20 protein-coding genes are annotated in these 24,709 nt (G+C 69.2%); 2 read left to right on the forward strand and 18 right to left on the reverse strand.

The genetic code is table 11. The annotated features are described in order from the left end of the window. Positions 1–87 precede the first annotated feature (87 nt). The 13 genes from mdh to VE326_09460 form a co-directional block, all read right to left on the reverse strand. Complete coding sequence (mdh, locus tag VE326_09400; GenBank protein HYJ33420.1) at positions 88–1,026, reverse strand: malate dehydrogenase; 939 nt, start codon at positions 1,024–1,026, stop codon at positions 88–90. Beyond that, positions 1,019–1,324, reverse strand: coding sequence for a 50S ribosomal protein L27 (gene rpmA, locus VE326_09405; protein HYJ33421.1), 306 nt, complete (start codon positions 1,322–1,324; stop codon positions 1,019–1,021). Before rpmA ends, mdh begins: the two co-directional genes overlap by 8 nt. A gap of 20 nt (positions 1,325–1,344) precedes the next feature. Continuing rightward, entirely contained in the window at positions 1,345–1,662 is a 318-nt protein-coding gene (gene rplU, locus VE326_09410) for a 50S ribosomal protein L21 (protein ID HYJ33422.1), read from the reverse strand. Between the two features lie 37 nt (positions 1,663–1,699). Further along, the gene (locus VE326_09415; protein HYJ33423.1) at positions 1,700–3,253 is read right to left on the reverse strand and encodes an Rne/Rng family ribonuclease; all 1,554 of its coding nucleotides are present in this window, start codon (positions 3,251–3,253) and stop codon (positions 1,700–1,702) included. Further along, positions 3,216–6,173, reverse strand: coding sequence for a TIGR03960 family B12-binding radical SAM protein (locus VE326_09420; protein HYJ33424.1), 2,958 nt, complete (start codon positions 6,171–6,173; stop codon positions 3,216–3,218). Before VE326_09420 ends, VE326_09415 begins: the two co-directional genes overlap by 38 nt. Positions 6,174–6,271: 98 nt before the next feature. Continuing rightward, on the reverse strand, positions 6,272–7,075 hold the full coding sequence (locus tag VE326_09425; GenBank protein HYJ33425.1) for a phosphoribosyltransferase family protein: 804 nt from the start codon (positions 7,073–7,075) through the stop codon (positions 6,272–6,274). A gap of 5 nt (positions 7,076–7,080) precedes the next feature. Next, the gene (locus VE326_09430; protein HYJ33426.1) at positions 7,081–7,884 is read right to left on the reverse strand and encodes a shikimate dehydrogenase (NADP+); all 804 of its coding nucleotides are present in this window, start codon (positions 7,882–7,884) and stop codon (positions 7,081–7,083) included. A gap of 35 nt (positions 7,885–7,919) precedes the next feature. Then, complete coding sequence (gene lgt, locus VE326_09435; protein HYJ33427.1) at positions 7,920–8,813, reverse strand: prolipoprotein diacylglyceryl transferase; 894 nt, start codon at positions 8,811–8,813, stop codon at positions 7,920–7,922. 13 nt (positions 8,814–8,826) lie between these two features. After that, positions 8,827–10,056 carry a rod shape-determining protein RodA gene (rodA, locus tag VE326_09440; GenBank protein ID HYJ33428.1) on the reverse strand — a complete coding sequence of 410 codons (1,230 nt, stop codon included), beginning with the start codon at positions 10,054–10,056 and terminating at the stop codon, positions 8,827–8,829. A gap of 1 nt (position 10,057) precedes the next feature. Beyond that, positions 10,058–11,887 carry a penicillin-binding protein 2 gene (gene mrdA, locus VE326_09445; GenBank protein ID HYJ33429.1) on the reverse strand — a complete coding sequence of 610 codons (1,830 nt, stop codon included), beginning with the start codon at positions 11,885–11,887 and terminating at the stop codon, positions 10,058–10,060. Position 11,888: 1 nt separating this feature from the next. Next, positions 11,889–12,383 (reverse strand): rod shape-determining protein MreD, encoded by a 495-nt coding sequence (mreD, locus tag VE326_09450; GenBank protein ID HYJ33430.1) that lies wholly within the window; start codon positions 12,381–12,383, stop codon positions 11,889–11,891. Continuing rightward, positions 12,380–13,291 carry a rod shape-determining protein MreC gene (gene mreC, locus VE326_09455; protein HYJ33431.1) on the reverse strand — a complete coding sequence of 304 codons (912 nt, stop codon included), beginning with the start codon at positions 13,289–13,291 and terminating at the stop codon, positions 12,380–12,382. The genes mreD and mreC overlap by 4 nt, the downstream gene beginning before the upstream one ends. Before the next feature lie 19 nt (positions 13,292–13,310). Further along, on the reverse strand, positions 13,311–14,348 hold the full coding sequence (locus VE326_09460; GenBank protein ID HYJ33432.1) for a rod shape-determining protein: 1,038 nt from the start codon (positions 14,346–14,348) through the stop codon (positions 13,311–13,313). A gap of 279 nt (positions 14,349–14,627) precedes the next feature. Here VE326_09460 and VE326_09465 point away from each other — a divergent pair, with 279 nt between their 5' ends. Continuing rightward, the gene (locus tag VE326_09465) at positions 14,628–15,164 is read left to right on the forward strand and encodes a carboxypeptidase-like regulatory domain-containing protein (protein ID HYJ33433.1); all 537 of its coding nucleotides are present in this window, start codon (positions 14,628–14,630) and stop codon (positions 15,162–15,164) included. Between the two features lie 43 nt (positions 15,165–15,207). Here the strand turns inward: VE326_09465 and VE326_09470 are convergent, their stop codons facing one another. Further along, the gene (locus tag VE326_09470; protein ID HYJ33434.1) at positions 15,208–16,446 is read right to left on the reverse strand and encodes a rhomboid family intramembrane serine protease; all 1,239 of its coding nucleotides are present in this window, start codon (positions 16,444–16,446) and stop codon (positions 15,208–15,210) included. Between the two features lie 135 nt (positions 16,447–16,581). Here VE326_09470 and VE326_09475 point away from each other — a divergent pair, with 135 nt between their 5' ends. After that, positions 16,582–17,874 carry a Glu/Leu/Phe/Val dehydrogenase gene (locus VE326_09475; protein HYJ33435.1) on the forward strand — a complete coding sequence of 431 codons (1,293 nt, stop codon included), beginning with the start codon at positions 16,582–16,584 and terminating at the stop codon, positions 17,872–17,874. A 52-nt stretch (positions 17,875–17,926) separates the two neighbouring features. Here the strand turns inward: VE326_09475 and VE326_09480 are convergent, their stop codons facing one another. From VE326_09480 to VE326_09495, 4 genes are all read right to left on the reverse strand, one after another. After that, positions 17,927–18,850, reverse strand: a complete 924-nt coding sequence (locus VE326_09480) for an LD-carboxypeptidase (GenBank protein ID HYJ33436.1) — start codon at positions 18,848–18,850, stop codon at positions 17,927–17,929. Beyond that, positions 18,847–20,571, reverse strand: coding sequence for a D-alanyl-D-alanine carboxypeptidase (locus VE326_09485; GenBank protein ID HYJ33437.1), 1,725 nt, complete (start codon positions 20,569–20,571; stop codon positions 18,847–18,849). The genes VE326_09480 and VE326_09485 overlap by 4 nt, the downstream gene beginning before the upstream one ends. Positions 20,572–20,588: 17 nt before the next feature. Further along, positions 20,589–21,635, reverse strand: a complete 1,047-nt coding sequence (locus VE326_09490; protein ID HYJ33438.1) for a PorV/PorQ family protein — start codon at positions 21,633–21,635, stop codon at positions 20,589–20,591. A 68-nt stretch (positions 21,636–21,703) separates the two neighbouring features. Beyond that, a complete protein-coding gene (locus tag VE326_09495; GenBank protein HYJ33439.1) occupies positions 21,704–24,679 on the reverse strand; it encodes a T9SS type A sorting domain-containing protein in 2,976 nt (991 codons plus the stop codon). Positions 24,680–24,709 lie beyond the last annotated feature (30 nt).

Here is a 24,709-nt window from a genome sequence, read left to right on the forward strand (position 1 = left end):
TGGACGAGTGATCGCTCTCAAACGAACTCGCCCCGGGGCGAGTTAACTTAAAGATTAACTGCCCTCGGGGCGATTCCGCTACCTGAGCTAGTGCGCGACCGGCTCCAGCGAGAGGTCCGCAATGCCCTTCTTCACTTCCTCCGCCGACTTGGCGAGCGCCGCCTTCTCGTCGGGCAGGAGCTCCAGCTCCACGATCTTCTCGAGGCCGCGCGAGCCGAGGATGGCGGGCACGCCGAGGAAGACGTCGCGGAAGCCGTATTCGCCCTGGAGGTGGCAGGCGACCGGGAGGAGCCGCTTCTTGTCGCGCAGGATGCCCTCGGCCATCTGCACCGCCGAGGCCGCCGGCGCGTAGAACGCGCTGCCGGTCTGGAGCAGCTTCACGATCTCGGCGCCGCCGTCGCGCGTGCGCTGCACGATCTCGGCGAGCCGCTCCTTGCCAATGAATTTCTCGACCGGGATGCCGGAGACGGTCGTGTAGCGGACCAGCGGCACCATCGTGTCGCCGTGGCCGCCCAGCACCATCGCCTGCACCTCTTCGATCGAGACGCCGATCTCCTGCGCGAGGAACGTGCGAAAGCGGCTGGAGTCGAGCACGCCCGCCATCCCCAGCACCCGCTCGCGCGGGAAGCCGGTGATCCGGAACGTGAGGTAGGCCATCACGTCGAGCGGGTTCGTGACCAGGATCACGAACGCGTTCTTCGCGTGATCGCGGATCGCCTCGGCCACGCCGCGGATGATGTCGGCGTTCGCCTTCAGCAGATCCAGGCGCGACATGCCCGGCTTCCGCGGAAGCCCGGCCGTCACGATGATGAGGTCGCTGCCGGCCACGGCGCGGATGTCGCCGCTGCCCTCGATCAGGGAGTCGTAGTGCCGCACGGGGCCGGCCTCGAGCAGATCGAGCGCCTTCCCCTTCGCGACGCCCTCGATGATATCGATGAGGGTGACGTCCCCGAGCTGGGCCTCGGCCGCGTACAGCGCGGCCGACGCGCCGACGTTGCCCGCGCCGACCACGGTGATCTTAGGCATGGGCCGCCTCGGTGGGCGCTCCGCCCGCGACCGCGGCGATGCCGCCGGCCGGCTCGATGGAGACCGTGACGTTGCCCTTGCCCCGGCGGCGGTACACCACCACGCCGGTCGCCAGGGCGAACAGCGTGTCGTCCTTGCCGCGCCCGACCAGAAGCCCCGGGCGATACACCGTGCCGCGCTGCCGGACGAGGATGCTCCCCGCCTTGACGCTCTCGCCGCCGAATCGCTTGACCCCCAGCCGCTGGGAATGCGAATCGCGACCGTTCTTGGAGCTGGATACGCCTTTCTTGTGAGCCATCTGCTTCTCCTTCCCTCCTGCTAGCCGACGATGTCGAGGATGCGCACGCGCGTGAGCGTATCCCGATAGCCGGTCTTCTTGCGGAACTTCTTCCGGCGCTTGAACACCCCGATGGTGACCTTCTTGCCGCGCTCCCTGCGGACGACCTCGCCCGTCACGGACGCGCCTGCCACGAGAGGCTGCCCGACCTGCACACCTGCCTCGTCGCCGATCAGGAGCACGCGGTCGAACGTGACCGGCGCCCCCGGCTCGAGGTCCATGTTGGGCAGGACGTGCTCCTCGCCCGGAAGAACCCGGTACTGGAGACCCTGTGCCTGGATGATCGCGTAACGGCTCATGACGTCAATACCCCCTTTGGCTCCCTGAGGCCGGACCTCAGCGTTCGTACTGCTTGGTGATTTCCTCGTACGTCCGGCCCCGGAAGAGCCGAATCTCGTTTCGGCGAAGCGACGGATCGTCCCGGATCTCGACGCGGTACCGGTACTGCTTCTCCAGCCGCCCCAATCGGTCGGCGTTCTGCTCCACCAGGTGGACCGCCACGTCCGGGTGCACGCGCAGGATCAGCTGCTTCTCCTTCGATCGCTGTCCCACGCGGCGCAGCATCCGCTCGATCTTCAGCGCGGCCGACTGCAGCGAGAGAACCTTCCCCAGCCCCTCGCACTCCGGACAGTCCTCGTTGAAGTAGTTCGCGAGGCTCGGCCGCTGGCGCTGCCGGGTCATCTCGATCAGGCCCAGCTCGCTCACGGCGAACGACTTGGTGCGCGAGCGGTCGCGCTTCAGGTGCTGGCGGAGCAGGTCGGACACCTGCTTCCGGTTCCCCTCGTCCTCCATGTCGATGAAGTCGAGGACGATGATCCCGCCCAGATCGCGAAGCCTGAGCTGGCGCGCGATCTCCGCCGCGGCCTCCAGATTCGTCTTCACGATCGTCTCTTCCTGGCTCTTCTTCCCGGTGAACCGCCCCGTGTTCACGTCGATCGCGACCAGAGCCTCGGTCTGGTCGATCGTGATGTAGCCCCCCTTCTTGAGCCACACCTTGCGGTCCATCGCCTTCTCGATCTCCGACTCGATTTCGAAATGGTCGAAGATGGGCGCCTCGCCCCGGTAGAGCTTCACCCGCGGCCGGAGCTCCGGCGCGTAGGTCGCGAGGTACTTCAGGATGCTCTTGTGCTCCTCTGGCGAGTCGATGACGAGCTGGTCCACGTCCTCGGTGAAGATGTCCCGGATCAGCCCCGTCGTGAACTCCATCTCCTGGTGGAGCAGCGCCGGCGCGCGCACGCGCTGGGCCTGCTTCTCGATCTTGGCCCAGAGCTGCTCGAGATACCGGATATCGCTCTGGAACTCCTTCTTCCCCTGCTCGGCCCCGACGGTGCGGACGATCACGCCCGCGTCCTTGGGGTGGATCTCGCGCATCAGCGTCTTCAGCCGGGCGCGCTCGGCGCGGTCCTCGATCTTCCTCGACACGCCGATGTGCTCGTGTCCCGGCATCAGCACCAGGAACCGTCCCGGCAGGGAGACCTGCGTCGTGACGCGGGGTCCCTTCGTCCCGATCGGCTCCTTCGTGATCTGGACGAGGACCTCCTGCCCCTTCTTCAGGGCATCCTCGATCCGGATCACCGGCTCGTCCCGGCGGCCGCCGCGTCCGCCTCCGCGGCGCGGCTCCTCCGCGTCCTCCTCTTCCTCGAACAGGTCGAGGTCCGATTCGGACGGCGTCAGATCCGAGGCGTGCAGGAACGCGCTCTTCTCCAGGCCCAGGTCCACGAAAGCCGCCTGCATGCCCGGGAGCACGGCGTTCACGCGCCCCTTGTAGATGTCTCCCACGCGGCGGACGGCTTCGGGCCGCTCCACCATGACTTCGACCAGCTGCTTCTCTTCGAGCAGCGCGATGCGCGTCTCAGACTTGCTCGCGTTGATGATGATCTCGCGGCGCATTCGACTCCAAGTTGGGGTCCGTGGCGTCCGCCGGGGGCTCGTCCGCTGGGACGGGCCGCCAGAACGCCGACTCCTCGAGCGCCTCGAGAGGCGTGAGGAGCGAGGTGCCGCGCTCCACCCACATGGCCTCGCGCGAGACCAAGAGGAGGCGCGGATCGAATTCGAACGAAGGCAGGAGGCTCTTGAACAGGAGATCCGGACGCAGGTAGCCGGGCGCCTGGAGCCGCGACGAGAGCCGGACCCCGAGCGTCGCTCCATCCTCCAGGAGGTCCAGCCCCCCGACGGCCGGGCGCGCGTTCACGGTGCGCCCCTTCTGCATGTGGCTGGACTTGAGGACCGGCCAGTCGGATGCCGCGCGGAAGCGCGCCACGCTCTCCTCCAGCTCGCGGCGCACGCGGTGCACCTCCTCGCCCCGGGCCAGGCGGTCCATGAGATAGCCCGTCAGCGCCACGTTCCAGTCGGCGCGGCCGATCGCGGCCATCAGCGATTCCGACGACTTCGCGAAGGGACGGCCGTCGACGATCGTGATCCCCTCCGGCAGGATGTCGTTCATCGCGAGGACGGCCGACCAGGGGCAGGCCTGGGCCAGCTCCAGGTCGAAGTACTCCCCGCGGCTCGTCGCGCCCAGCGGGAGCGGCGGTCCATAGGCGATCTTGGCGTGGCGGTTGAACCCCTGCGAATAGGCGATCGGCACCTTGGCCACGCGGATCGCGCGATCGAAGATGCGGACCAGGTCGAGATGCGACGTGAAGCGGGCGATGCCCATCTTCTCGAACGCCACACGGTAGCGGGTCCCCTGCGTTCCGCGCGCGGCCACCGTGGGCCAGGCGCGCCGGCGGCGGCCGTAGCGGAGATCCGACGGGGCGTAGCCGTTGCCGTTGCCATTGCCGGCCGCGGGCTTCGCCGGTTCGGACGCGGGCGGCGCTGCCGGTTCCGGCGCCGGCGGGGCCTTCATGGCTTCGATCGGAGCCGACTGCAGCTCCTGGACGCGCGCCTCGATGTCGGCGGTCGTGATCTCGGCCGGCACCGCGAACGCGAGCGAGTCGGGATCCTTCCCCTGGCCCGGCGCGAGCTGGAGCGAGACCCGCCGCCCCTCGCGCGCCTTCGGCGTGAAGCAGGGCGCGCCGCAGCGGTAGCAGGCGTGGTCGCGGCAGTCGGGCGTGAGGGCGGCCGCGTAGGCCTTGGCGCGCTCGGCGATCAGGAACTTCTTCACCACCGGGGTCCGGATGTGGTCCCAGGGGAGCGTCTCCTCCAGGTCGCGCGGGCGCAGGTAGACGGCGGGGTCCATGCCGACCTGCTCGAACGCGCGCATCCAGAGGTCGAAGTCGAAGCACTCCGACCAACCGTCGAACCGCGCGCCCAGGCGCCACGCCGCCTCCAGCGCGTCGGCGGTGCGCACGTCCCCGCGCGCGAAGACCCCCTCGAGGAACGCGGTCTTCGGGTCGCGCCACTTGAGGCGCACGTTGCCCATGCCCCGGAAGCCCGTCTTCAGCCGGTCGATCTTCCGCCAGAGGGTCTCCATGTCGTCCTGGATCTCCCACTGGAACGGCGTGTGCGGCTTCGGAACGTGCGGCGAGATCCCCACGTTGAAGTGCATGCGCTTGTTCCCGCCGCGCGCCCACTCCTGGGACTTCCGAAGCGTCTCCGCGATCCCGTCCACGTCCTCGTCCATCTCGGTGGGCAGGCCGATCATGAAGTAGAACTTGATGCCGCCCCACCCCTGGTCGCGCGCGAGCTTGACCGAGTACTCGAGCTCCGCCTCGTCGATCCCCTTGTTGATCACGTCGCGCATCCGCTGGGTGCCCGCCTCGGGGGCGAAGGTGATGCTGCCCTTCCGTCCCTGGCCGATCTTGTCGGCCACCGACGGCGCGAGCGTGCCCACGCGCGTCGAGGGGAGCGACACCGAGACGCCCAGCTCGTTCGTGAAGCGGTCCAGCTCGTGCAGCACCACGGGGAGCTGCTTGTAGTCGGTGGTCGACAGCGAGAGGAGCGAGACCTCGTCCCATCCCGCGTGCACGATCCCGCACTGCACTTCCTTCGCCACCTGGTCCGCGCGCTTCTCGCGCAGCGGGCGGTTCATGTAGCCGGCCAGGCAGAAGCGGCAGCCGCGCGTGCAGCCGCGCATCACCTCGACGCCGAGGCGGTCGTGCGTGATCTCGGTCGGGGAGATGAGCGGCTTCTCCGGGACGTAGCTCGGATCGAGCGAGGGAACGAAGCGGAAGCGCGGGCGCGCGACCGGCGTGCCGGGGAGCGGCTCCCGCGCGACGAAGCCCCAGGGATTGCGCACCTCGGCGAAGAGCGCGGGCACGTAGACACCCTCGAGCGCGGCCATGCGGCGCAGCGCCTCGGCGCGCGGCATCTTCGTCCGGCGGCGCTCGGCGGCGATGTCGCAGAGCTCCATCATGACCTCTTCGCCGTCGCCCACGACGAAGGCGTCGATAAAGGGCGCGATCGGCTCCGGGTTCACCGTGCAGAGGCCCCCCGCGATCACGATCGGATCGTCCTCGCGGCGGTCCTTCGTGCGGAGCGGCATCCCGGCGAGGTCGATCATCGTGAGCACGTTGGTGTAGGCCAGCTCGTACTGCAGCGAGAAGCCGATCAGGTCGAACGCGCGCGCGGGCGTGCGCGACTCGAGCGAGTAGAGGGGAATCCCCTCCGCGCGCATCAGCTTCTCCATGTCGCCCCACGGCGTGAAGCAGAGCTCCGCGAGCCCGTCCTCGCGGCGGTTGATCAGGTGGTAGAGGATCTTCAGCCCGAGATAGGACATCCCGATCTCGTAGAGATCCGGGAAGCAGAGGAGCACCCGGACCGAGGCCTTCGAGGGGTCCTTTCGGAGGGCGTGGAGGAAGCTACCCGTGTACCGGCTCGGCTTGGTGACCGTCGGCAGGTAGGCCTCGTCCAGCAGTCGCAGTTTTTCCATGTCCCCCTCCGGGAGGAAGCGGTCAGCAAGCAGTTGGGTCAACGAAGTTTATGGCAAACCGGGCGCACCCGGCCCAATTTGCCAAGTCGCAGAATCTATCACACCGGCGGGGCAGCCGCAACCCGCGTCGAGAACGCGGGTTCCGGGGCGCCGGGAAGCCCTCCGTGGGCGAAGGCGAGCGACAGGATCCAAGAAGGGGCGGCCACCTCGAGCGCGGAGGCGGCTTCGAGGAGGGTGCTCCCCGTCGTGGCGACGTCGTCCACGAGCAGAACGGCGCGGGAATGAAGGAACGGCGCGGCGCCGGGCGCGAGGGTGAAGGCGCCCTCCACGTTCTTATGGCGCGCGCTCGCATCGGTCCGGGCTTGCGGCGGCGTGTCGAGCCGGCGCACCAGCGCCGGAAACACCGGAATCCCCCACGTGACGCCGGCGGCCCCGGCGAGGAGGGACGCCTGATCGAAGCCGCGCCACGCGCGCCGCGCGGGATGGAGCGGCGCGGGCACGAGCGCGTACTCCCGCCACGCCGGCGTGCCGCGCCCGGGCGGCTCCGGCAGAAGAGACGCCAGCCAGCGATGGGCCTCGCGCGCGCCCGAGTACTTGAAGGCCCGGACGATGCGATCGAGCGGCGGCTCGAAGGCGGGCCCCGCCAGAAGGAGCCGCTCCGATCCGTGGCGCGGGCAGCCTCCGCCCGGACGCGCGGCCTCGATTCCGTCCCCCTCCTGCATGCAGCGAAGGCAGAGCACGGTCCCCGTGCGCGGTACCCGCGCGTCGCAGGCGTCGCACACCGCGGCGCCGCGCGGGAGCGGGCCGCCGCATCCCAGGCAGGAGCGGCCCACGAGGAAGTCGAGGGCGTCCCCGGCGAAGGCCCGAAGCGCAGTACCCCCGCCGCCCGGCCGAGGGCGCACCGAAGTCATCCGAGCGCCTCGCGCATCGCGCGGCGCGGCGCGGGGTCCCCCGTCCAGAACTCGTAGGAGAGAGCCCCCTGCTCCACCAGGAGCGCGAGCCCGTCTTCGAACCGGATTCCCATCGTCCGCGCCTCCTCGCGCGCGGCCCGCGCGCGCGAGCCGTAGTTCAGGTCGAGAACCGCGCCGCCGGGCGACACCCTTCCCCACCAGCGGCGCTCCTCCGCCGCGACCTCCTCGACGGAGACCGCGCGCACCAGGAAATCGAACACGCCCGAGGACTCGCCGGCGCCGCCCCAGGGGGCGGTGTCGACGCGAGCGTCGGGGCCCGCGACCTGGCGCGCCGCCGCGGCCACCGCGGCCGCGCGCTCCGGCGTGCGGTTCACGATGGTGACCGCCGCGGCGCCTCCCGAGGCGAGTGCTGCGGCGACGCTCCGCGAGGCGCCTCCGGCGCCCGCGACGAGGACCCGCGCGCCGGCCGCCGGAATCCTCAGGGCCGCGAGCCACGCGAGCAGGCCGGGCCCATCGGTCGCGTCGGCCTCCCAGCCCTCCGCCGCCCATCGCAGCGTGTTCGCGGCCCCGGCGGCGCGAGCCCCGGCGGTCGCCGAGATCGAAAGGCGGAGCGCCTCCTCCTTGTGCGGGAGCGTCACGTTGAGTCCGGCGAAGCCCGCGGCGTGGAGCCCGGCCAGCGCCTCGGCCAGCCGCGGGGGCGGAACGTCCAGCGCCACGTAGGCGGCGTTACGCCCCGCCGCGCGAAACGCGGCGTTCTGCATGGAGGGGGAGAGCGAGTGGGCGACGGGGTGCCCGATCACGGCGTAGAGCCGCGTCGCGGCGTCGATCGGCTTCTTCAGACCGGGGGAGGCGTCCCGGCGGGCTCGCCCGCGGCCGGCACGGCCGGGGACTCGGGAGCGAAGCCGCTGACCGGCTCGGACTCCAGCCCGCCCGCTCCGGCCTCGGGATGCCGCTTCGCCCGCACCGCGAGGATCCGCAGCATCGCGAGCGAGACCGCGATCAGCGCCACGCTCAGGAGCTGGTTGATGTTGAACGTAAGCCCGCCGAGCGTGCCCAGCACGGCGGTCTCGTCGTAGTAGCGCGTGAAGTCGATCAGGAACCGAAGTCCCGCGTCCATCGCGATGTAGCTCCAGAAGAGCCAGCCGTCGAAGCGGTGCCTCTTGTCCAGGGCGAGCAGAACGAAGAAGAGGAGAAAACCCGCCCCCGACATATAGAGCTGCGAGGGGTGGAGCGCTTCGTGCGGAAAGACCGCGCTGGAGTAGGACTCGGGCGGGAACGTGATCCCCCACGGAAGCTTCGTCGGAAGCCCGTAGCAGCAGCCGTTCATGAAGCAGCCGAGGCGGCCGATGCCGACGCCCAGCGCCATGCTCGGCGCGGCGGCGTCCCCCACCCTCCAGACCGAGAGCCCCGCGCGCCGCACATAGAGGATCCCGCCGGCGATCGCGAGCGCGTAGCCGCCGTACAGGATCAGCCCCCCCTCCCACAACCGGAAGATCGCGATCGGGTCGGTCTTGTACTCGTCCCAGTGGGTCGCCACGAACAGGAGCCGCCCGCCCACGATGGCGAGAACGAGGAGCCAGAGCGACAGCGTGCTCAGCTTGTCTTCGGGAAGCCCTCGCGCGCGGCCGCGCGCGAGGAAGAGCTGGATCGCGGCCAGGAAGGCGATCGCGAGGAGGAGCCCATAGCTGTGGATCGCGAACGAGCCGAACTTCACCACGGTTGGATGCACGGATCTCCCCGGGTCAGTACTCGCGCCACCGCATGGCGATGTTCTGGATCAGGCCAATCTGCAGGAAGCTGGTCAGGAGCGAGGTGCCGCCGTAGCTCAGGAGCGGAAGCGGCAGCCCGGTGACGGGAGCGAGCCCCACGGTCATGCAGACATTCACGAGGACATGGTACAAAAAGATGGCGGTCAATCCAATGGCCAGGAGGCTGCCGAACCGGTTCCGGGACCGGTGGGCGATCTTGATCCCCCGGTAGATGAGCAGAAAGTAGAGGAGCGTGACGATCCCCGCCCCCAGGAACCCCGTCTCCTCCCCCACGACGGAGAAGATGAAGTCGGTGTGCTGCTCGGGGAGGAAGGCGAGCGCCTTCTGGCTGCCGTGCAGGAATCCCTTCCCCAGCGCCTGCCCCGACCCGATCGCGATCTTCGACTGGATGATCTGGTAGCCCGCGCCGTAGGGATCGGCCGCCGGATCGAGGAACGTGGAGATGCGCTGGCGCTGGTAGGGCTGGAGATGGTTCCAGACCTGCGGCGTCACGATCCCCACGACGAGGTTGATCGCCACGACGAGGAGGATCGGCATCAGTCGCAGCCGCGAGCGGTAGAGGACCGCCGAGAGCACGGCGGCGAAGACGATCCACGCCGGAAGGTAGAAGGATGCCGCCACGTTGATCAGCGGGCTCACGAGGAGGAACAGGTAGAGGATCGGGAGCCCCGCCCAGTAGAGCATCGTGAAGAGGATCGTGAGAAAGGTGACCGACGTCCCCAGGTCGGGCTGCTTCAGCACGAGGAGGAAGGGCACCCCGGCCACGACGCACGGCTTCACCAGGGAGCGGAGCTGCGTCAGGTCCAGGCGCCGCTCCGAGAGGAAGTTCGCGAGCAGCACCACCGTCGCCACCTTCGCGAGCTCGGAGGGCTGGAACTTGAACGGACCCCAGCCCAGCCACCGCTGCGCCCCGAGCCCCACGTGCCCGATGAAGAGGGTGAGCACGAGCAGGACGAGCCCCATGGCGTAGAGAAGCCAGGCGCTCCGCCCCATGTAGATCCGGTAGGGCACCGCCGCCGCGAGGGCCCCTCCGCCGAGCGCGACCGCGAGCCAGATGAGCTGCTTGAGATAGAGCCCGTGCTCGGTCGCGGCCGAGGGCATCGAGGTCGCGCTGAAGACGAACGCGATCCCCACGAGCGCCAGGGTGACGGTGGCGAAGAGGAGCGGGCGGTCGACGTCGCCAGGCGTCCGGAGGCTGGCCATGTCAGCGGCTCGCCACGACCCGCACGCTCTCGGCGGCGGCGGGGTGGAAGTAGGCCTGCATGATCTTCTGCGCGATCGGCGCGGCCGCGGTGCTCCCGTGGCCGGCGTTCTCGACGAGCACCGCCATCGCGATCCGCGGACTCTCGACCGGCGCGAAGCAGATGAAGAGCGCGTGGTCGTTCCCGTGGGTCTGCGCGGTGCCGGTCTTCCCCGCCACGCGCACCGAATCGACCTTGGCGGCATAGCCGGTTCCGTGCGGATCGGAGACGACCGCCTCCATCGCGGCGCGCACCGTGGCGGCGTATGCCGGCGGGATCGCGACGTGCATCCCCGTGGAATCGGCGAGCGGGACCGGACGCCCATCCTCGTCCACCTCGCGAACCAGGTGGGGGCGGACCAACGTGCCGCCGTTGGCGATCAACGCGGCCATCTGGGCGAGCTTGATCGGCGTGAGCGCGATCTCCCCCTGGCCGATCGCGAGGTTCAGGACGAGCCCGCGGCTCCAGCGACCCGCGCCGTAGTGCTTGTCGTACCACGCCACGTCCGGAAAGAGCCCGCGCCGCTCTTGCGGGAGGTCGATCCCCGCGCGATCGGAGACGTGCAGCTCCTTCATGAAGTCGGAGAGGCGCTCCAGGCCGAGACGGATTCCCAGCTGGTAGAAGTAGACGTCGCAGGAGCGCGCGACGGCGTCGCGCAGCGCGAGCGTGCCGTGGCCGTGGGGGTCCCAGCAGTGGAAGGAGCGGCGGCCGAACTGGAACGCGCCGTCACAGGTCTCGCGGAACGTAGTGCCGGGCTGAATGGCGCCGGTCATGAGCCCCGCCAGCGCGACGAACGGCTTCAAGGTGGAGCCCGGCGGATAGGCTGCCTGGATCGCACGGTTGAAGAGCGGGAAGTTGCCCCCTTCGCTCAACAGCGCCCAGCGTGCCTGGCTGATCCCGGTCGAGAATTCGTTGGGGTCATAGTTGGGCTTGCTCGCCAGGGCCAGGACCTCCCCCGTGCGCGGATCCATCACGACCGCGGCGCCGCGCGCGCCGGGCTGGAACGCCTGCTCGGCCGCCCGCTGCAGATTCGCGTCGATCGTGAGCGTGAGCGCCGCGCCGCGCTTCGGCAGCACCGGGCGGCGCTCCCCCAGGAGCGCGGCCTTCCGCCCCATGGCGTTCACCTCGACGAAGCGCTTCCCCGAGATGCCGCGCAGGATCTTCTCGTACTGCCGTTCGATGCCCATCTTGCCGATGAGGTCCCCGCTCAGATAGTCGGCGCGCTCGGGGTCCTCCAGCTCCTTGTCGGAGACCTCGCCCACGTACCCGAGGAGGTGCGAGGCCATCTCTCCGAGGGGGTAGCGCCGGAGCGGCTCGAACTCCACGTCCACCCCCGGAAGCTCCGACTCGTGCTCGGCGATATAGGCGACGGTGGTCCGGTCCACGTTCCGCTTGAGGCGCACCGGCAGGAACGTCTGGCGCCCGTCCTTCCGCACCTTGTCGCGCAGGAGCGCCGGCTCCACCTGGAGGATCTCCCCCAGACGGCGCACGGTGTCGTCCAGGCGCGCGGGGGTGTCGACGTAGGTCTTGTCGTAGGGGTCCAGGGTGACGGTGAAGGAGGGGATGTTGTCGGCCAGGAGGAGCCCGTTGCGGTCGCGGATCTCCCCGCGCGGGGCCACGATCACCTCGACGCGGATCCGGTTCTCCTCGGAGAGCTCGCGGTACTTGGACCCCTGCAGCACCTGCATCGTGAACAGGCGCAGGAGCACGAGCGCGAACACCACCGCCACGGCGATGGAGAAATGGCGCTCCCGGTGGCGCGCCCCGGTCAGCGATTCGGGGTCGAACGGCACGCTACGTCTCGTCGACGAGAAGGGGGCGCTTCCAGACGTTCTCGACGAGGGCGAGGATGACGATGACCACGAGCGCCGTGTAGAGCGCCGAGGGGAGCGCGATCGTGAGCATCTGCTTCAGGAAGAGCGCCAGGTCGCCGAGCGACGCCGCGGCGAAGTAGACGACGTCGTGCGCCAGCATGGCGAAGAGGAAGAAGGCGAACCGAACGCCCGCGTTGGCGCGGTGGACCCGGAACCCAGCTTTGGCCACGGCAAATCCCACGATGGTCTTGGAGAGCGCGTTCAGGCCCAGCGGGCCGGGCGCGTCCAGGTCCTGGATCAATCCGACCAGGAATCCCCCGGCGGTGCCGGCGATGGGCCCGCGCATCCATCCGAGATACACCACGAAGGCGACGAGGAGGTCGGGGCGGATCCCCGCGATCTCGAAGCGGTAGAGGAACGTGGCCTGGAGGATCATGGCGACCACGAGGACGGCGATGTCGCGGACGCTCTTCATCGGAGCGCCCTGGCGGCGAGCGACTCGGCCGGCGCCGCGGCCGCAGCGGCGCGGCGCAGCGAGTCGGCGGCGGCGCTGTCCGCGGCCGTCGGGTAGAAGTCGGCCGGCACCGTTCCTCCGCGCGCCGACGGCACGTAGATCAGCACCTCCTCGAGCTTCCGGAAGTCGACGGCCGGATCGACGACGATCTCCTTCGTGAGCCCGTTCGGTTCGAGGCCCACGCGCTCCACGGTGCCGATCCGGACGCCTGCCGGGAAGATGCCGCCGAGGCCGGAGGTCAGGACCTGGTCCCCCGGCTTCACGTCCTCCTGGGAGGAGACGTAGAGGAGATCGAGCGTCGGGCGGTCCCCGTATTCCCAGCGGACGACGCCGTCCACGCGCGAGCGCTCGATCCGCGCGGCCACGGCGCAGTCGCGATGGAGCAGCGTGAGCACGCGGGCGGCGTGCCGCGACGTCCGCTCGATCCGCCCCACGAGCCCGTCGGGGGTCAGGATCGCGCGGTTCGCCTCGATCCCCTCGGCGTCTCCCTTGTCGAGGGCGAGGCTGCCGCCGAGGCGGTCGAGCGACCGGCCCACGACGTGCGCGGAGACGAGATCGTAGGGGTGACGCTCGGCCAGGTGCAGGAGGCGGCGTAGGCGATCGTTCTCCCCGCGCTCGGCCCGGGTCTCGTCCAATTCGATGGTGAGGCGCGCCACGCGCTGGCGCAGGCGCTGGTTCTCCCAGTAGACCGCGACGCCGCGGTCCACCCAGCCGACGACGATCTCAGCCGGCGCCAGGAGGGTGTGCTGGAGGAACCAGACGGTCCGGGCCTGGGACTTCGGCCCGAGCAGCATGAGCGTCAGCGAAGCGGAGACTGCGACGACGAAGACGGTCCAGTCAGTCCGGCGTGTGAACAGGTACCGCAGCATCGGGACTCACGCCCGAGGCTCAGTCACGCACCACCGACATGAGCACCTTCTCGTATTGGGTGGGGTCGTCGAGGATCTTGCCGGTCCCCAGCACCACGCAGGAGAGCGGGTCTTCCGCGACCGTGATCGGAAGATTCGTGGCCTCGCGTAGAAGCATGTCGATGCCGCGCAGGAGGGAGCCGCCTCCCGTCATGACGATGCCGCGGTCGACGATGTCCGAGGCCAGCTCGGGCGGCGTCTTCTCCAGGGACTGCATCAGGGCGTCGACGATCTGCTGCAGCGGCTCGCTCAGCGCCTCGCGCACCTCGACGGACGAGATCTTCATCGTCTTCGGGATGCCGGCCACCAGGTCGCGCCCCTTGATCTCCATCTCCTCCTCCTGCTCGAGGCGGAAGGCGGAGCCGATCTTGATCTTGATCTGCTCGGCGGTCTGCTCGCCGATCAGGAGGTTGTAGGCCTTCTTCACGTACTGGACGATCGCTTCGTCCATCTCGTCGCCGCCGACGCGGATCGACTGCTGGTTCACGATCGAGTTGAGCGCCATGACCGCGATCTCGGTCGTGCCGCCGCCGATGTCGATGATCATGTTCCCCGACGGCTTGCCTACCGGCAGCCCCACGCCGATGGCCGCGGCGATCGGCTCGGGGACCAGGAGCACCTCGCGCGCGCCCGCGTGCTGCGCCGAGTCCTGCACGGCGCGCTTCTCCACCTCGGTGATGCCCGAAGGAACGCAGATGATGATGCGGGGGCGCACCCAGGTGCGGCGGCGGAGGGCTTTCTGGATGAATTCGCGGAGGAGGTCTTCGGTCTTCTCGAAGTCGGCGATCACGCCGTCCTTGAGCGGCCGCACCGCGACGATCTCGTCGGGCGTGCGGCCCAGCATGCTCTTCGCTTCCTTGCCCACCGCGATCACGCGGTTCGTGGTGCGGTCCACCGCCACGACGGAGGGCTCGTTCAGGACGATCCCCTTGCCGCGGAGGTAGACGAGCGTATTGGCGGTGCCCAGGTCGATCGCGACGTCGTTCGAGAACACACCCATCACCTGGTCGAGAAACATCCGTGCCTCCCGAACGCTATCGTGCAAGGTGGCAGGCTGGGCCGCCGCCGCTTCCCGTCGTCAGCCACCCCCCCAAAAACACTCAAGTCGGCGACCCCGTTGGCGAACCGTGCGGGCACAGCAAGCGTTGAGGTACGAAGCGAACGCAAGGTATCAAACGCACTACAGAGGCGCAAGCCCGGATTCTCCACGGAAGCCGCGTTGACAGGCTGGGATACGGATGCTAGCGTCCGCCGAGGGACGAGTGTGGCCCGCGACGTGACAGGGAGGGTATCGGCCATGGCGGGATCGAACTTGAGGTTCCTCGGAAACATCGCCCTTCTTTTCCTGCTGGCGGCTCCCGCCGCCCTCGCCGCCCCGCCCCCGGGCGGGTCCGCGTCCGACCGGGATCGCGACACGGGGCGCCAGCCGAAGATCGACGAGATGAAGACGCTCGGCGTCGACCGGAACCTCGCGTCCTTCGCGGGAACGGTCCTGGACGTGAACAACCGGCCGATCGGCGGGGTCCAGGTCTCGCTCTTCATGGGCGGCGACGTGGTCGGCCGCGCGGTGACTGAGTCCAACGGGGATTACGAGCTCCGCGCCCCCTACGACCCCTCGAACGACGTCACGGTTCTCCTCTGGTTCGTCGCTCCCGACCGGACGCTGATGCCCAAGGAGCTGGTCATCCAGGAGTCGAAAGCCAGTCTCGAGAACGGCCTCATCTCCAAGTGCGTGCCGCGGGCGACCCTCTCGCCCGGGCGCCAGTTCCGGGTCTACCTGTTCGACAGCGACAGCCGGAACAAGGAGCTGGCCGAGTCGGGCTGCCTGCCCTAGGCAGGCTCTCGAGAAGCCTCGAGCGGGGCCGCCCGAGGCGAGGTCAGGCGGCCCCGCGATGCAGACGCTCCAGCGCCCGTTCGGTCACCTGCTTCCGCTCGCGCACCATCTCGGCGATGTCCGCCGGCAGCTCCCGCCGCAGCAGCTCGTCGTAGATGTAGCGCGCCCGCCCCGGGTTATTGAGGGCGCGGCGCTCGATGTCCGCGCTCCGCAGAAGCGCGAGCGAGGCGGCGTGCCGCTCGGGGTAGCTCCGCCCGTAGGCCTCGTAGGCGCGGCTCGCCTCGCTGGGCCGTCCCAGCTCCTCGAAGCCCCGCGCCACCCGTAGCTGCTCCACGGGGGGCAGCACCGCCGACAGGCCGAGCAGCCGCCGCATCTCCTCGTAGGCGTCGCACGCCGGCTCGATCGCGCCGCGCTTCAGCCACGCCTGGATCGCCTCGATGAACCGGTCCCCCGCCTTCCCGTCCTGGTGCACCACGCGTAGAAGGCGCGCCGCGTGCGCCAGCGCCTCGGGGTCCCGCGGGCGCGCCACGAGGTAGCCCTCGTATTCCCCCAGCGCGGCGTACCACTCCCCCCGCTCGGAGTAGCGGGCGCCCCGCGCCAGGCGGTGCTCCAGCCGGCCCTCGGGGACGAGCCCCATCACGAGGCCGAAGAAAGCTCCGAAGAGCGCCCCGCCCAGGTGCGCCACGAGGGCGGTCTCCGAGGCCGCCCCCGAGAGGAGAAAGACCCCGGAGAGCAGGAACCAGAGTCCGATTCCCACCAGCGCGGGCAGCGTCACGCGGGCCGGGCGGACCGTGCCGTGCAGGAAGAGCACCGTCACCGAGACGAACCGCAGGCGCGCGAAGTAGAGGCGCACCGCGAAGAGGCCCATGAGCCCCGACACGGCTCCCGAGGCGCCCACGATCGGCACCGCGGCCAGCTCGGGCGTGAAGGCGAGGATCGCCGCGGCCTGGGCCAGGTTCGCGAGCCAGCCGCAGGCCAGGTAGGCCACCAGGTACCGGACCGTCCCCAGCCTCGACTCGATCGCAGGGCCGAACACCGACAGGAAAACCATGTTTCCGAGGAGGTGGAGGAATCCGGTGTGCAGGAAGAGCGAAGCGAGGGCCGTCGGGATGGTGGGGTCGGCGGCCTTGAAGGACATGGCATAGAGCGCCTCGACGTTCCCCCCGCTCACGAGGATCGCTCCGAAGGCCGCCACGTTCAGGAGCACCAGCCCGAGCGTCGCCAAGGGGGTCCCCCGGACCCGGGCGTCGGTCCCGACCGGCAGCCAGTAGAAGTAGTACATCGGCTTAGAAATAGCACGACCAGCCCCTTGAAGGCAGCCCTTCTCGTTCTCTAAACTACCGGGCGCCGAAATCGGTATCGCCGCACCTCCGCGCACGCCGGCTCCCGGCACGCCGCCACCACAAAAAGGAAGGCCATGGAAAGCGTCACCCATACCGGTATGGACATGGGCACCGAGCTCCAGAAGGAGCTGGACCCGCTCGAAAACGCCAGGCTCCAGTTCGAAGAGGCTGCCGCCCGGCTCAAGCTGGATCCCTCCTTCCTCCAGATCATCAAGGAGCCGCGCCGCGCCACCATCGTCAAGCTCCCGGTCCACATGGACGACGGGACGTTCCGCGTGTTCACCGGGTACCGGGTCCAGCATTCGATCATCCGCGGCCCCGCCAAGGGCGGGATCCGCTACCACCCGGACGTCACCCTGGAAGAGGTCATGGCGCTCGCCGCGTGGATGACCTGGAAGTGCGCCGTCGTCGGCATTCCCTTCGGCGGCGGGAAGGGCGGGATCCAGTGCGATCCCTCGAAGATGTCGCTCGGCGAGCTGGAGCGGCTCACGCGGCGCTACACCGCCGACATGATCGACGTGATCGGGCCCGAATCGGACGTCCCCGCCCCCGACGTGAACACCGGCGAACAGACGATGGCCTGGATCATGGACACCTACTCGATGCACGCGCGCCACACGGTGACGTCGGTGGTCACCGGAAAGCCGCTGGCGCTGGGCGGCTCGGCGGGACGCCGCGAGGCCACCGGCCGCGGCGTCCTCTTCTGCATCCGCGAGGCCGCGAAGCGGATCGGGCTCAATCTGAAGGGCGCCAAGGTCGTCGTGCAGGGATTCGGCAACGTGGGCTCGGTGGCGGCGGACCTGCTGGCCAAGGACGGCGCCCGGATTGTGGCGGTCAGCGACGTGCACGGCGGCGTGCAGAACCCGGCCGGTCTCGACATGCCGGCGCTCCTGAAGCATCTCGCCATGACCAAATCGGTCGCCGGCTTCTCGGGCGGAAAGCCGATCCAGGGAAAGGCGATCCTCGAGGTCCCCTGCGACATCCTGATTCCCGCGGCGCTGGAGAATCAGATCACCCACGCCAACGCGGGCAAGATCAAGGCTCGGATTATCGCCGAAGGAGCGAACGGCCCCACGACGACGCGCGCCGACAAGATCCTGAACAAGGCGGGCGTATTGGTCGTGCCCGACATCCTCGCCAACAGCGGCGGCGTGACCGTCTCCTACTTCGAATGGGTCCAGGACCGGCAGGGACTCTTCTGGCGCGAGGAGGAAGTGAACGACCGCCTCGAGCACATCATGGTGCAGGCCTTCCACGACGTCGCCTCGATGGCGGACGAGCACAAGGTCTCGTTCCGCGTCGCCGCGTTCATGCTGGCGATCAAGCGCGTGGTGGATGCGATTCAGCTGCGGGGGGTGTATGCATGATCCGCGCCGCTTGCGGCGCGGAAAGCGGCGCGGGCACTGAGGGATGGGCAGCCTACGAAACGACGCCCTCTTCGTAGAAGAGTCTGCCCTTGGCCAACGTCGCCCGAGCCCCGAACGGCACGGGATAATTTCTCGGCCCGTGGCCGGCGCAGAGGCCGGACCAGGCGGGTACCCGCATCGGCTTCAGGTGATCGGTCAGGACCTCCCGCAGGCGAAGCTCGCGATAGCCCTTCCGCGGCAGGCAGCGGGTGAAGTCGCCGAGGACGATCCCGCGCACCCCCTTCATCCAGCCCCCCTGGCTCAAGGCGCAGAGCATCCCGTCCACCTTGTACGGGGGCTCGTTCACCTCTTCGAGGAAGAGGATGCATCCCCGCAGCGCGGGCAGGTGCCCCGCGGCCGCCGCGTAATGGACGAGCGCCAGATTTCCTCCCATCACGCACCCGCGCGCCATTCCCGAAGCGCCGTCCACGCGCCGCGGGGCGGCGAACGTGCGCACCCGCTCCGAGGGCATCGGCTGGGTGAGCCAGGCGAGAAGGCGGGCGAGCTCGGTTCCCCTCCTGGCACCCAGCCCGTGCAGGTTGGGTCCGTGCAGCGTGCGCACGCCCGCGTGGCGCGCGATCCCCAGGTGGAGGAAGGTGGCGTCGGAGAACCCGGCGAACAGCTTGGGATCGCGGCGCAGCGCGCTCCAGTCGACGCCGGAGCCGAGACGCATGGCGCCGTAGCCGCCCCGCGCCATGAGGACGCACCGGATGTCGGGATCGCGGAACATCCGGTTCAGGTCGTCCAGCCTCGCGCGGTCGGAGCCGGCCAGGTGGCCGCGGCGGTCGCGCACGTGCTTGCCGAAGACGATCCGGAAGCCCGCCTCCTCGAGGACGCGAGCGCCTGAGACGAGGGCGCGTGGGAGCACCGGTCCGGAGGGCGCGACGACCCCGATCCGGTCTCCCGGACGGAGCCTCGGCGGGGCGATCGGCTTCAACGCGGAATGCGGGGCGGCGGCGAGCCCGTCATCCCGGCCGCTTCCCCTCCCCGACGCGCCAGCATTCCCACGAGCCGTTCCTCCAGCTGTTTTGCGGACGTCGTGCTTCCCCGGTTCCCGTTCGTGATCACGGCGAAGGCGATCCGCTCGCCCGACGCCGAGGTCACGTATCCCGAAAGGCTGCTCACGTTGGTCAGCGTGCCCGTCTTCGCGCGCAGGTTCGCCCCCGGATCGAGTCCCGGAAATCGCCGCCTCAGGGTTCCGTTCTCCCCGGGGCCCGCGAGCCCCTCCCGAAAGGGAGCCGCCAGGGTCGAGTCCCGATGCATCGCGACCAGCCACGCCGCGAGCGCGCGCGCGGTGGCGAGATTCTGAGGCGAGAGGCCCGAGCCGTCCACCAGGGAGAGATCGAGCGTGTCGACCCCGGCGCCGGCCGCGGCGCGGCGCGCCTCGATGAGGCCCGCCGCGCGCCGCTTCTCGCGCGCCGACGGATCGAGCAGGTGCAGCAGCGCATCCGCTTCGGCGTTCAGGCTGAGCGCGTGCACGACGCCGATCATGGCGGACGCCGGCGGAGACAGGAGCGTCAGGACCGCCGATGTCCGATCGCGCCGCACCGCCGCCCATCCGGTATCGGCCGCCGCCGCGCGTTCCCGAGCGGCGCCCTCCTTGCCGGAGGCGCCCCCCTTGCCGGGGGCGCCCCCGCTCCCGCCGGCCCCGCCGAGAAGCCCCGCGCCGAGCGTCTCGCGCGGAACGAGCCGCACCTCCGCGCGCTTCACCTCGATCCCCGCCCGCCTCATCGCGCCAAGCAGCCAGAGCCCGGCGGCCGAGTCGGGCTCGGGCACCGAGAGCTGCTTCTTCAGGGTGACGCCGCGCGGCACGGCTCCGGCCACGCGCAGCCACCGCGAGCCCAGCGCGCGGTCGAGATCGACGGCGCCGGCGGCGCCCTCGGGAAGCAGCGCCGGCCGGGACGCGATCGCGATCGGCGTCTCCGGAGGATCGAGGGCCAGATCCACCTCCTTGGAGCCGCCCACCAGCGTCAGCGTCGCGGCGTTCCCGTTCGCCATCACCGCGTTGGGAAGCGTCCCGTACGACCAGGGCACGTCCTCGACCGCCCAACCGGGACCGTACCCCTCGTCGGCGAAGAGGGTGCCGTCCACCCAGAGCGTCCCCTCGAAGCGCTCCAGTCCTCCGGCACGGAGGAGGACGGCGAGCGAGTCGAGGAGGCCCTTCGAGCCGGGCGCGAGGATCTGCGTCACGTCGGGGACACCCGCCGGACGGAGCACCAGGGCACCCTTGAGACGCACGCCCTTCTTCCCCTGCTCCGCCCTTCCCCGCGCTTCGATCGTGGTCGTAAAGCGCGCGGAGGGGCCGTAGCGGCGGAGGAAGGCGGCCGTCGTGAAGATCTTCGTGTTGCTGCCCGGGATGAGGCGGCGGTCCTCGTTCAGCCCGAACAGGGTATCGCCCCGATCGAGGGACACCGCGAGGGCGCCGACGTCGGCCTGGCCGTCGAGCTCGGCGACCGCCGCCGCGACCGAATCGGCCAGGGGGCCGTGAGCGATCACGGGCGAGGCGGCGGCGGCCGACGTACCCGCGAGGAGCGCGGCGCCCACCGCCCCGGCGAGGAGCGCCCCGGGCGCCGCGGCGGCGAAGAACGCGGCGACCACCGCGCCGAGCGCCGGAAGCGAAGCGGGGCGGACCCCGAAGGGCCCGCCCCGTCGCAGCACGCTCGCGCTACCGCGGGTCAAAACGCGATGTGGAGCGAAACCTGCTGGTTGTCCTCGAAGAAATCACCCACGTGCTGGCCAGCCCAGTCGAGCGCGAACGGACGGTCGCCCAGCTTGAAGTTGAAGCCCGCCCCGTAGGTGTAGCTGTACAGGTAGTTCGGCTGCCGGTCCGCATCCTTGATCGGCACCTGTCCCACGAACCCCCCGCGAAGCGCCAGGAAGCTCCCGATCGGGACTTCGGCGCCGACGTGGTACTCGTCGGTGGTGAAGTTGTTTCCCTGGAACGCGCCGGTGATCGTCGTGTGCCGGTCCTCGCCTCCCATCGGAATGTCGTACGAGACCCCGATCTGGAGATAGGACGGCAGCTCGAACGAGGCGGCCTGCAGCTGAAGCACGTGCCCGCTGGCGGCCGGATCGTCGCTGGGCAGCACGACCCGCTGTTCCAGGTTGGACCCGCTGAACCGCATATCGGGCCCGACGTTCTTCATCGCGAATCCGAAGCGGAGCCCGCGCCAGCCCGTGTCGTACTGGACGCCGAGATCCACGGCGAAGCCGGTGGCGCTCACGTCGGCGACCTTCTCCGAAATGTACGATCCGGTCACCCCGAGATGCACCCGGTCGGTCATGCGGCGCCCGTACGTGATGCCGAACACGCCGAAGTTCGGATTGAGCACTTCGCCCGTTCCGTCCGGCGCGTCCTCCGTCGTCACGATGATGTCTCCGATGTTCAGGATCTTCACCGAGAAGCCGATCTGCCCCTGGCTGCCGAGATGGGTCGATACGGCGCCGTAGTTCACCTTCGAATCGCCGAGGTAGCTGGTGTAGGAGACCATCCCCTCGTTCTGGTCGGTCCCCGCCAGCGAGGCGGGGTTCCAGTAGATGTTGCGGAGGCCGTCTCCGACGGCCACGGTCGAGCCTCCCGTTGCGATCGACGAGGCCCCGACCGGGATGCGCAGCTCCTGCGCACCCGAGGTGCCGATACGGTCCAGCCCGCCGGCGCCGGCCGTAGCGGCCTGCGCCAGCATGGCGGCAGGCAGGACCCATTGCATCAGAAACCGCTTCATGGTTCCGACCCTCCGTCCCTTGGAAGGATGGTTCGTTTTCATGGGTGTCATGTCCGCCCCCGTTCGCATCAGAAGTTGTCGAGCCGTTCCTGCTCGACGAAGACGGCGATACGCAAGGTCGTAGCCCCGATCCCGGCCACCTCGATGCGGGCGATGTAGATCCCGCTCGCCACCGGCAGACGGTTCTCGGTATTCAGATCCCAACTGATCTGAGAGCTGGACATGTCATTCCCCGCCTGCGCCGACCGGCGGATGGTGCGGACGAGGTCTCCGGCCAGGTTGAAGATCCGGATCGTGACCTCTCGGGAGCCGGGGATGTTCGTGAACTTGAGCACTCGGTCGAACTGGCTCAGCTCGTATTGCGAGTGCGCGTAGTACGGATTGGGCACCGCGCGAATCTTGGTCAGGTCGTTCCCCACGACCGAGCCCGGCGCCGCGCCTGCCGGCACCGTGCGGAATGCGAAGACGTCGCCCGGACAGAGCGAGGGACCGCGGATCAAGATCCGGCTCGGGGCCGGAAGCGCCGCGGTGGACCCTGGCGCCTGGTAGAAGGTCAACCGCCCGTACGATTCGTCGTTCGCCGAGTAGTCACCCGAGGTGATGGCCGTGTTCCAGGCCACGCTCGCGTAGGGGATGTCGCGAACGTACAGCGCATCGCCCCAGTCGAACCTCCCGTTCCCGTTGCGATCGCGGATCTCCGGAGTGATCCGCACGTCGTCGCTCGGATCCTGAAGCGAGCAGAGGCCCAGGTCGTAGAGCTCGAACGGGACTTTGAACGTCGCTTGGGGAGAATCGGCGCCACCGGCATACGCCCAGGCGTACTCGGTCGTATCCGGAAGCACCCGGATCAGGAAGTCGTGCCCCAGCTCGGGAAGATCAGGGTCGAAGATGTAGTCCTCCGGAGGCACCGGCTCGTCCGGGTAATGCAGGTAGTTGCTCAGGATGTACGTCCCCGACGAATCCACGACCGCCGGCCCCGGCATGAAGCTGATGGAGTCGGTCGCGCAGGCAAGGCAGTTGCCGCCTTCCAGCTGCTGAAGCACGGCCGGCGTGCTGTTCTCGGTGAACACCGGCGTGAACCCGTTGACGATCGCGGAGGTCTGATTCGTGACGATGGTGTCCCCGGTGATCGTGTTGACGATGCTGAACAGCCCGCCCGGCCCGGTCACCACCAGGTGGTAGGTCGAATCCGCCACCGTCGGCGAGACCTGCTGCACGACGAACGTATTCCCCACGAAGGAGCCCGCGATCTGCGTCGTCGGCACCGTGAAGATGGCGTTGCTCCCCTTCGGGACCGCGTGGACCACATTGAGGGCGCTCTCCAGGACGTCGCTCACGATCCCCAACTGGTTCACGCCGAGCGTATACGGCGTCACGTTCAGGCTGTCGTACGAGAACGCGGTGACAGCGAAGTAGTAATCCTTGTAGTTGACCAGCCGTCCGCCGCGGATCGCGTCGTTGGTGATGTCCAGCTGGAAGCGGAGCCCCTCGTCGGTGCCGTTGATCACGAGCGTCCGCTCCACCGCCCCGACCGCGGAGTTGAAGAGATCGGAGTAGATCGGCCCGATGGCGTTCCCCGCCTGGTCGAAGGTGGCGATCACCTTGGGGGTGCCGCCGCCCGCCGAAGGAAGCTGCCAGACGCGGTAGCCCTCGAACACGAAGTCCTGCCCGAGGAAGGCGTTCGCCGAGTGCGTGCCGACGGCGGTTCGATCCCAGATCAGCCGAACCGCCCGATCGAGCGGCTGCACGTACACCGTCGGGCTCGGAGGCGGCTGGGGGATGTCGAAGTTCAGGTCGAACACGGTCTGCGCGGCGGCGTCCTTGTTCTTCAAGTCGTTGACCGACGAGATCCGGTCGGTGCCCTGGCCAATGATGATTGCCGTCACGACTTCCTGCGTGTCTCCCGGGGCCATGGTGAAGGGTCCCGACGAGAGCTGCAGGCGGCGGTCGCCAGGGTTGGAATCGAGCCAGTTCGTCGCGGTGCTGGCGGCGTTCAGGTTGAGCCCCGAGACCTGGAACTTCGTGATCGCCAGGGTCGTGTCGTTGAGCACGTGGATCGGGCTGCCGTCCTTGTTGAGACCACGCATGTAGTTGTAGGTCTCGACCTGCGACGAGGGGTCGGTGCCGTTCACGTACTTGTTGAACGAGGTCATCCCCAGCGGATTGCCGCCGACGGTCGGACCCTTGAAGAAGTCATAGCCGACGGCCGGAGGCGTGCTGCCGTAGGTTCCATCGCTGTTCGTCGCGTTGTAGCAGTAGCCCAGGCTCAGCGTGGTGTCGCAGCCGACGAGGTCGTCGGTGGCGCCGCCCAGGTCGGGATCGCTCCACACGGACACGTACGTCGAGTCGAGTGTGTTCGAGCCCTTGTTGATGAATCGCCACTTCACGAAAATGATGTTTCCGAGCGCACCGGAGCGGTTGTAGGCGAAGACCGACTGCTGCACCTCGATACCTAGGGGCGGGGTGCTCCCCGCCTCGTTCGTGTGCACGCCCGGATCGGCGTCGTTGAACACGCTCCAGATCGTGGCGTCGCCCAAGAGCTGCGGCGCGCCCGTGCTGTCGAGGGGCCCGCCCTGAGCGATGTAGTCGGTGAGGTCGGTGCCCGTGAGGGTGTGGCCGCGCTCGATCCGGAAATTATGGAAGGACGGGTTGTCGGACTGGAACGTGCCCCCCGCCATCGGGCCCGGCGTGTACTCCTGCGAGTACTCTCCGACCGCGGCACGGATGTTGGTCCCGGTCGAGTCCGTGACCAGCGCGCCCAGCCACAATCCCGCAGCGAAAACCGCCGTCTTGATCGTGCCGCGCGGGTAGATCAGCCCCGCGTTGCCGGTGAGAAGGTCATAAGCCAGCGAGCCGTGATTCGTGACCACCATGTCGAGGTTGTTCACGTTCATGCGGCCGGTATTGTCGATCGTCTGCGCGGCGCGCTGAGCCTTCGTCGCGCGGTGCGACGGCACGAAGCCCACCCGCGTCGCCGCCAGGACGCCCGGAGCGGCGAGCAGCGTGATGAGCGCCGCCGCCCCGATCCACTTCAGGGATTTCATCCGTTGGGCCCTCCTTAGCCTCGGTCCCAT

Source organism: Candidatus Binatia bacterium, assembly GCA_035631035.1.
Lineage (GTDB): Bacteria > Eisenbacteria > RBG-16-71-46 > SZUA-252 > SZUA-252 > DASQJL01.

Coding starts and splice junctions, on each gene's coding strand:
- VE326_09495 (HYJ33439.1), bottom strand. CDS start 24,679: ATGAAATCCCTGAAGTGGATCGGGGCGGCGGCGCTCATCACGCTGCTC.
- VE326_09470 (HYJ33434.1), bottom strand. CDS start 16,446: ATGTACTACTTCTACTGGCTGCCGGTCGGGACCGACGCCCGGGTCCGG.
- VE326_09415 (HYJ33423.1), bottom strand. CDS start 3,253: ATGCGCCGCGAGATCATCATCAACGCGAGCAAGTCTGAGACGCGCATC.
- VE326_09465 (HYJ33433.1), top strand. CDS start 14,628: ATGGCGGGATCGAACTTGAGGTTCCTCGGAAACATCGCCCTTCTTTTC.
- mreD (HYJ33430.1), bottom strand. CDS start 12,383: ATGAAGAGCGTCCGCGACATCGCCGTCCTCGTGGTCGCCATGATCCTC.
- mdh (HYJ33420.1), bottom strand. CDS start 1,026: ATGCCTAAGATCACCGTGGTCGGCGCGGGCAACGTCGGCGCGTCGGCC.
- VE326_09490 (HYJ33438.1), bottom strand. CDS start 21,635: ATGAAGCGGTTTCTGATGCAATGGGTCCTGCCTGCCGCCATGCTGGCG.
- mreC (HYJ33431.1), bottom strand. CDS start 13,291: ATGCTGCGGTACCTGTTCACACGCCGGACTGACTGGACCGTCTTCGTC.
- rodA (HYJ33428.1), bottom strand. CDS start 10,056: ATGGCCAGCCTCCGGACGCCTGGCGACGTCGACCGCCCGCTCCTCTTC.
- rplU (HYJ33422.1), bottom strand. CDS start 1,662: ATGAGCCGTTACGCGATCATCCAGGCACAGGGTCTCCAGTACCGGGTT.
- VE326_09475 (HYJ33435.1), top strand. CDS start 16,582: ATGGAAAGCGTCACCCATACCGGTATGGACATGGGCACCGAGCTCCAG.
- VE326_09460 (HYJ33432.1), bottom strand. CDS start 14,348: ATGTTTCTCGACCAGGTGATGGGTGTGTTCTCGAACGACGTCGCGATC.
- VE326_09420 (HYJ33424.1), bottom strand. CDS start 6,173: ATGGAAAAACTGCGACTGCTGGACGAGGCCTACCTGCCGACGGTCACC.
- rpmA (HYJ33421.1), bottom strand. CDS start 1,324: ATGGCTCACAAGAAAGGCGTATCCAGCTCCAAGAACGGTCGCGATTCG.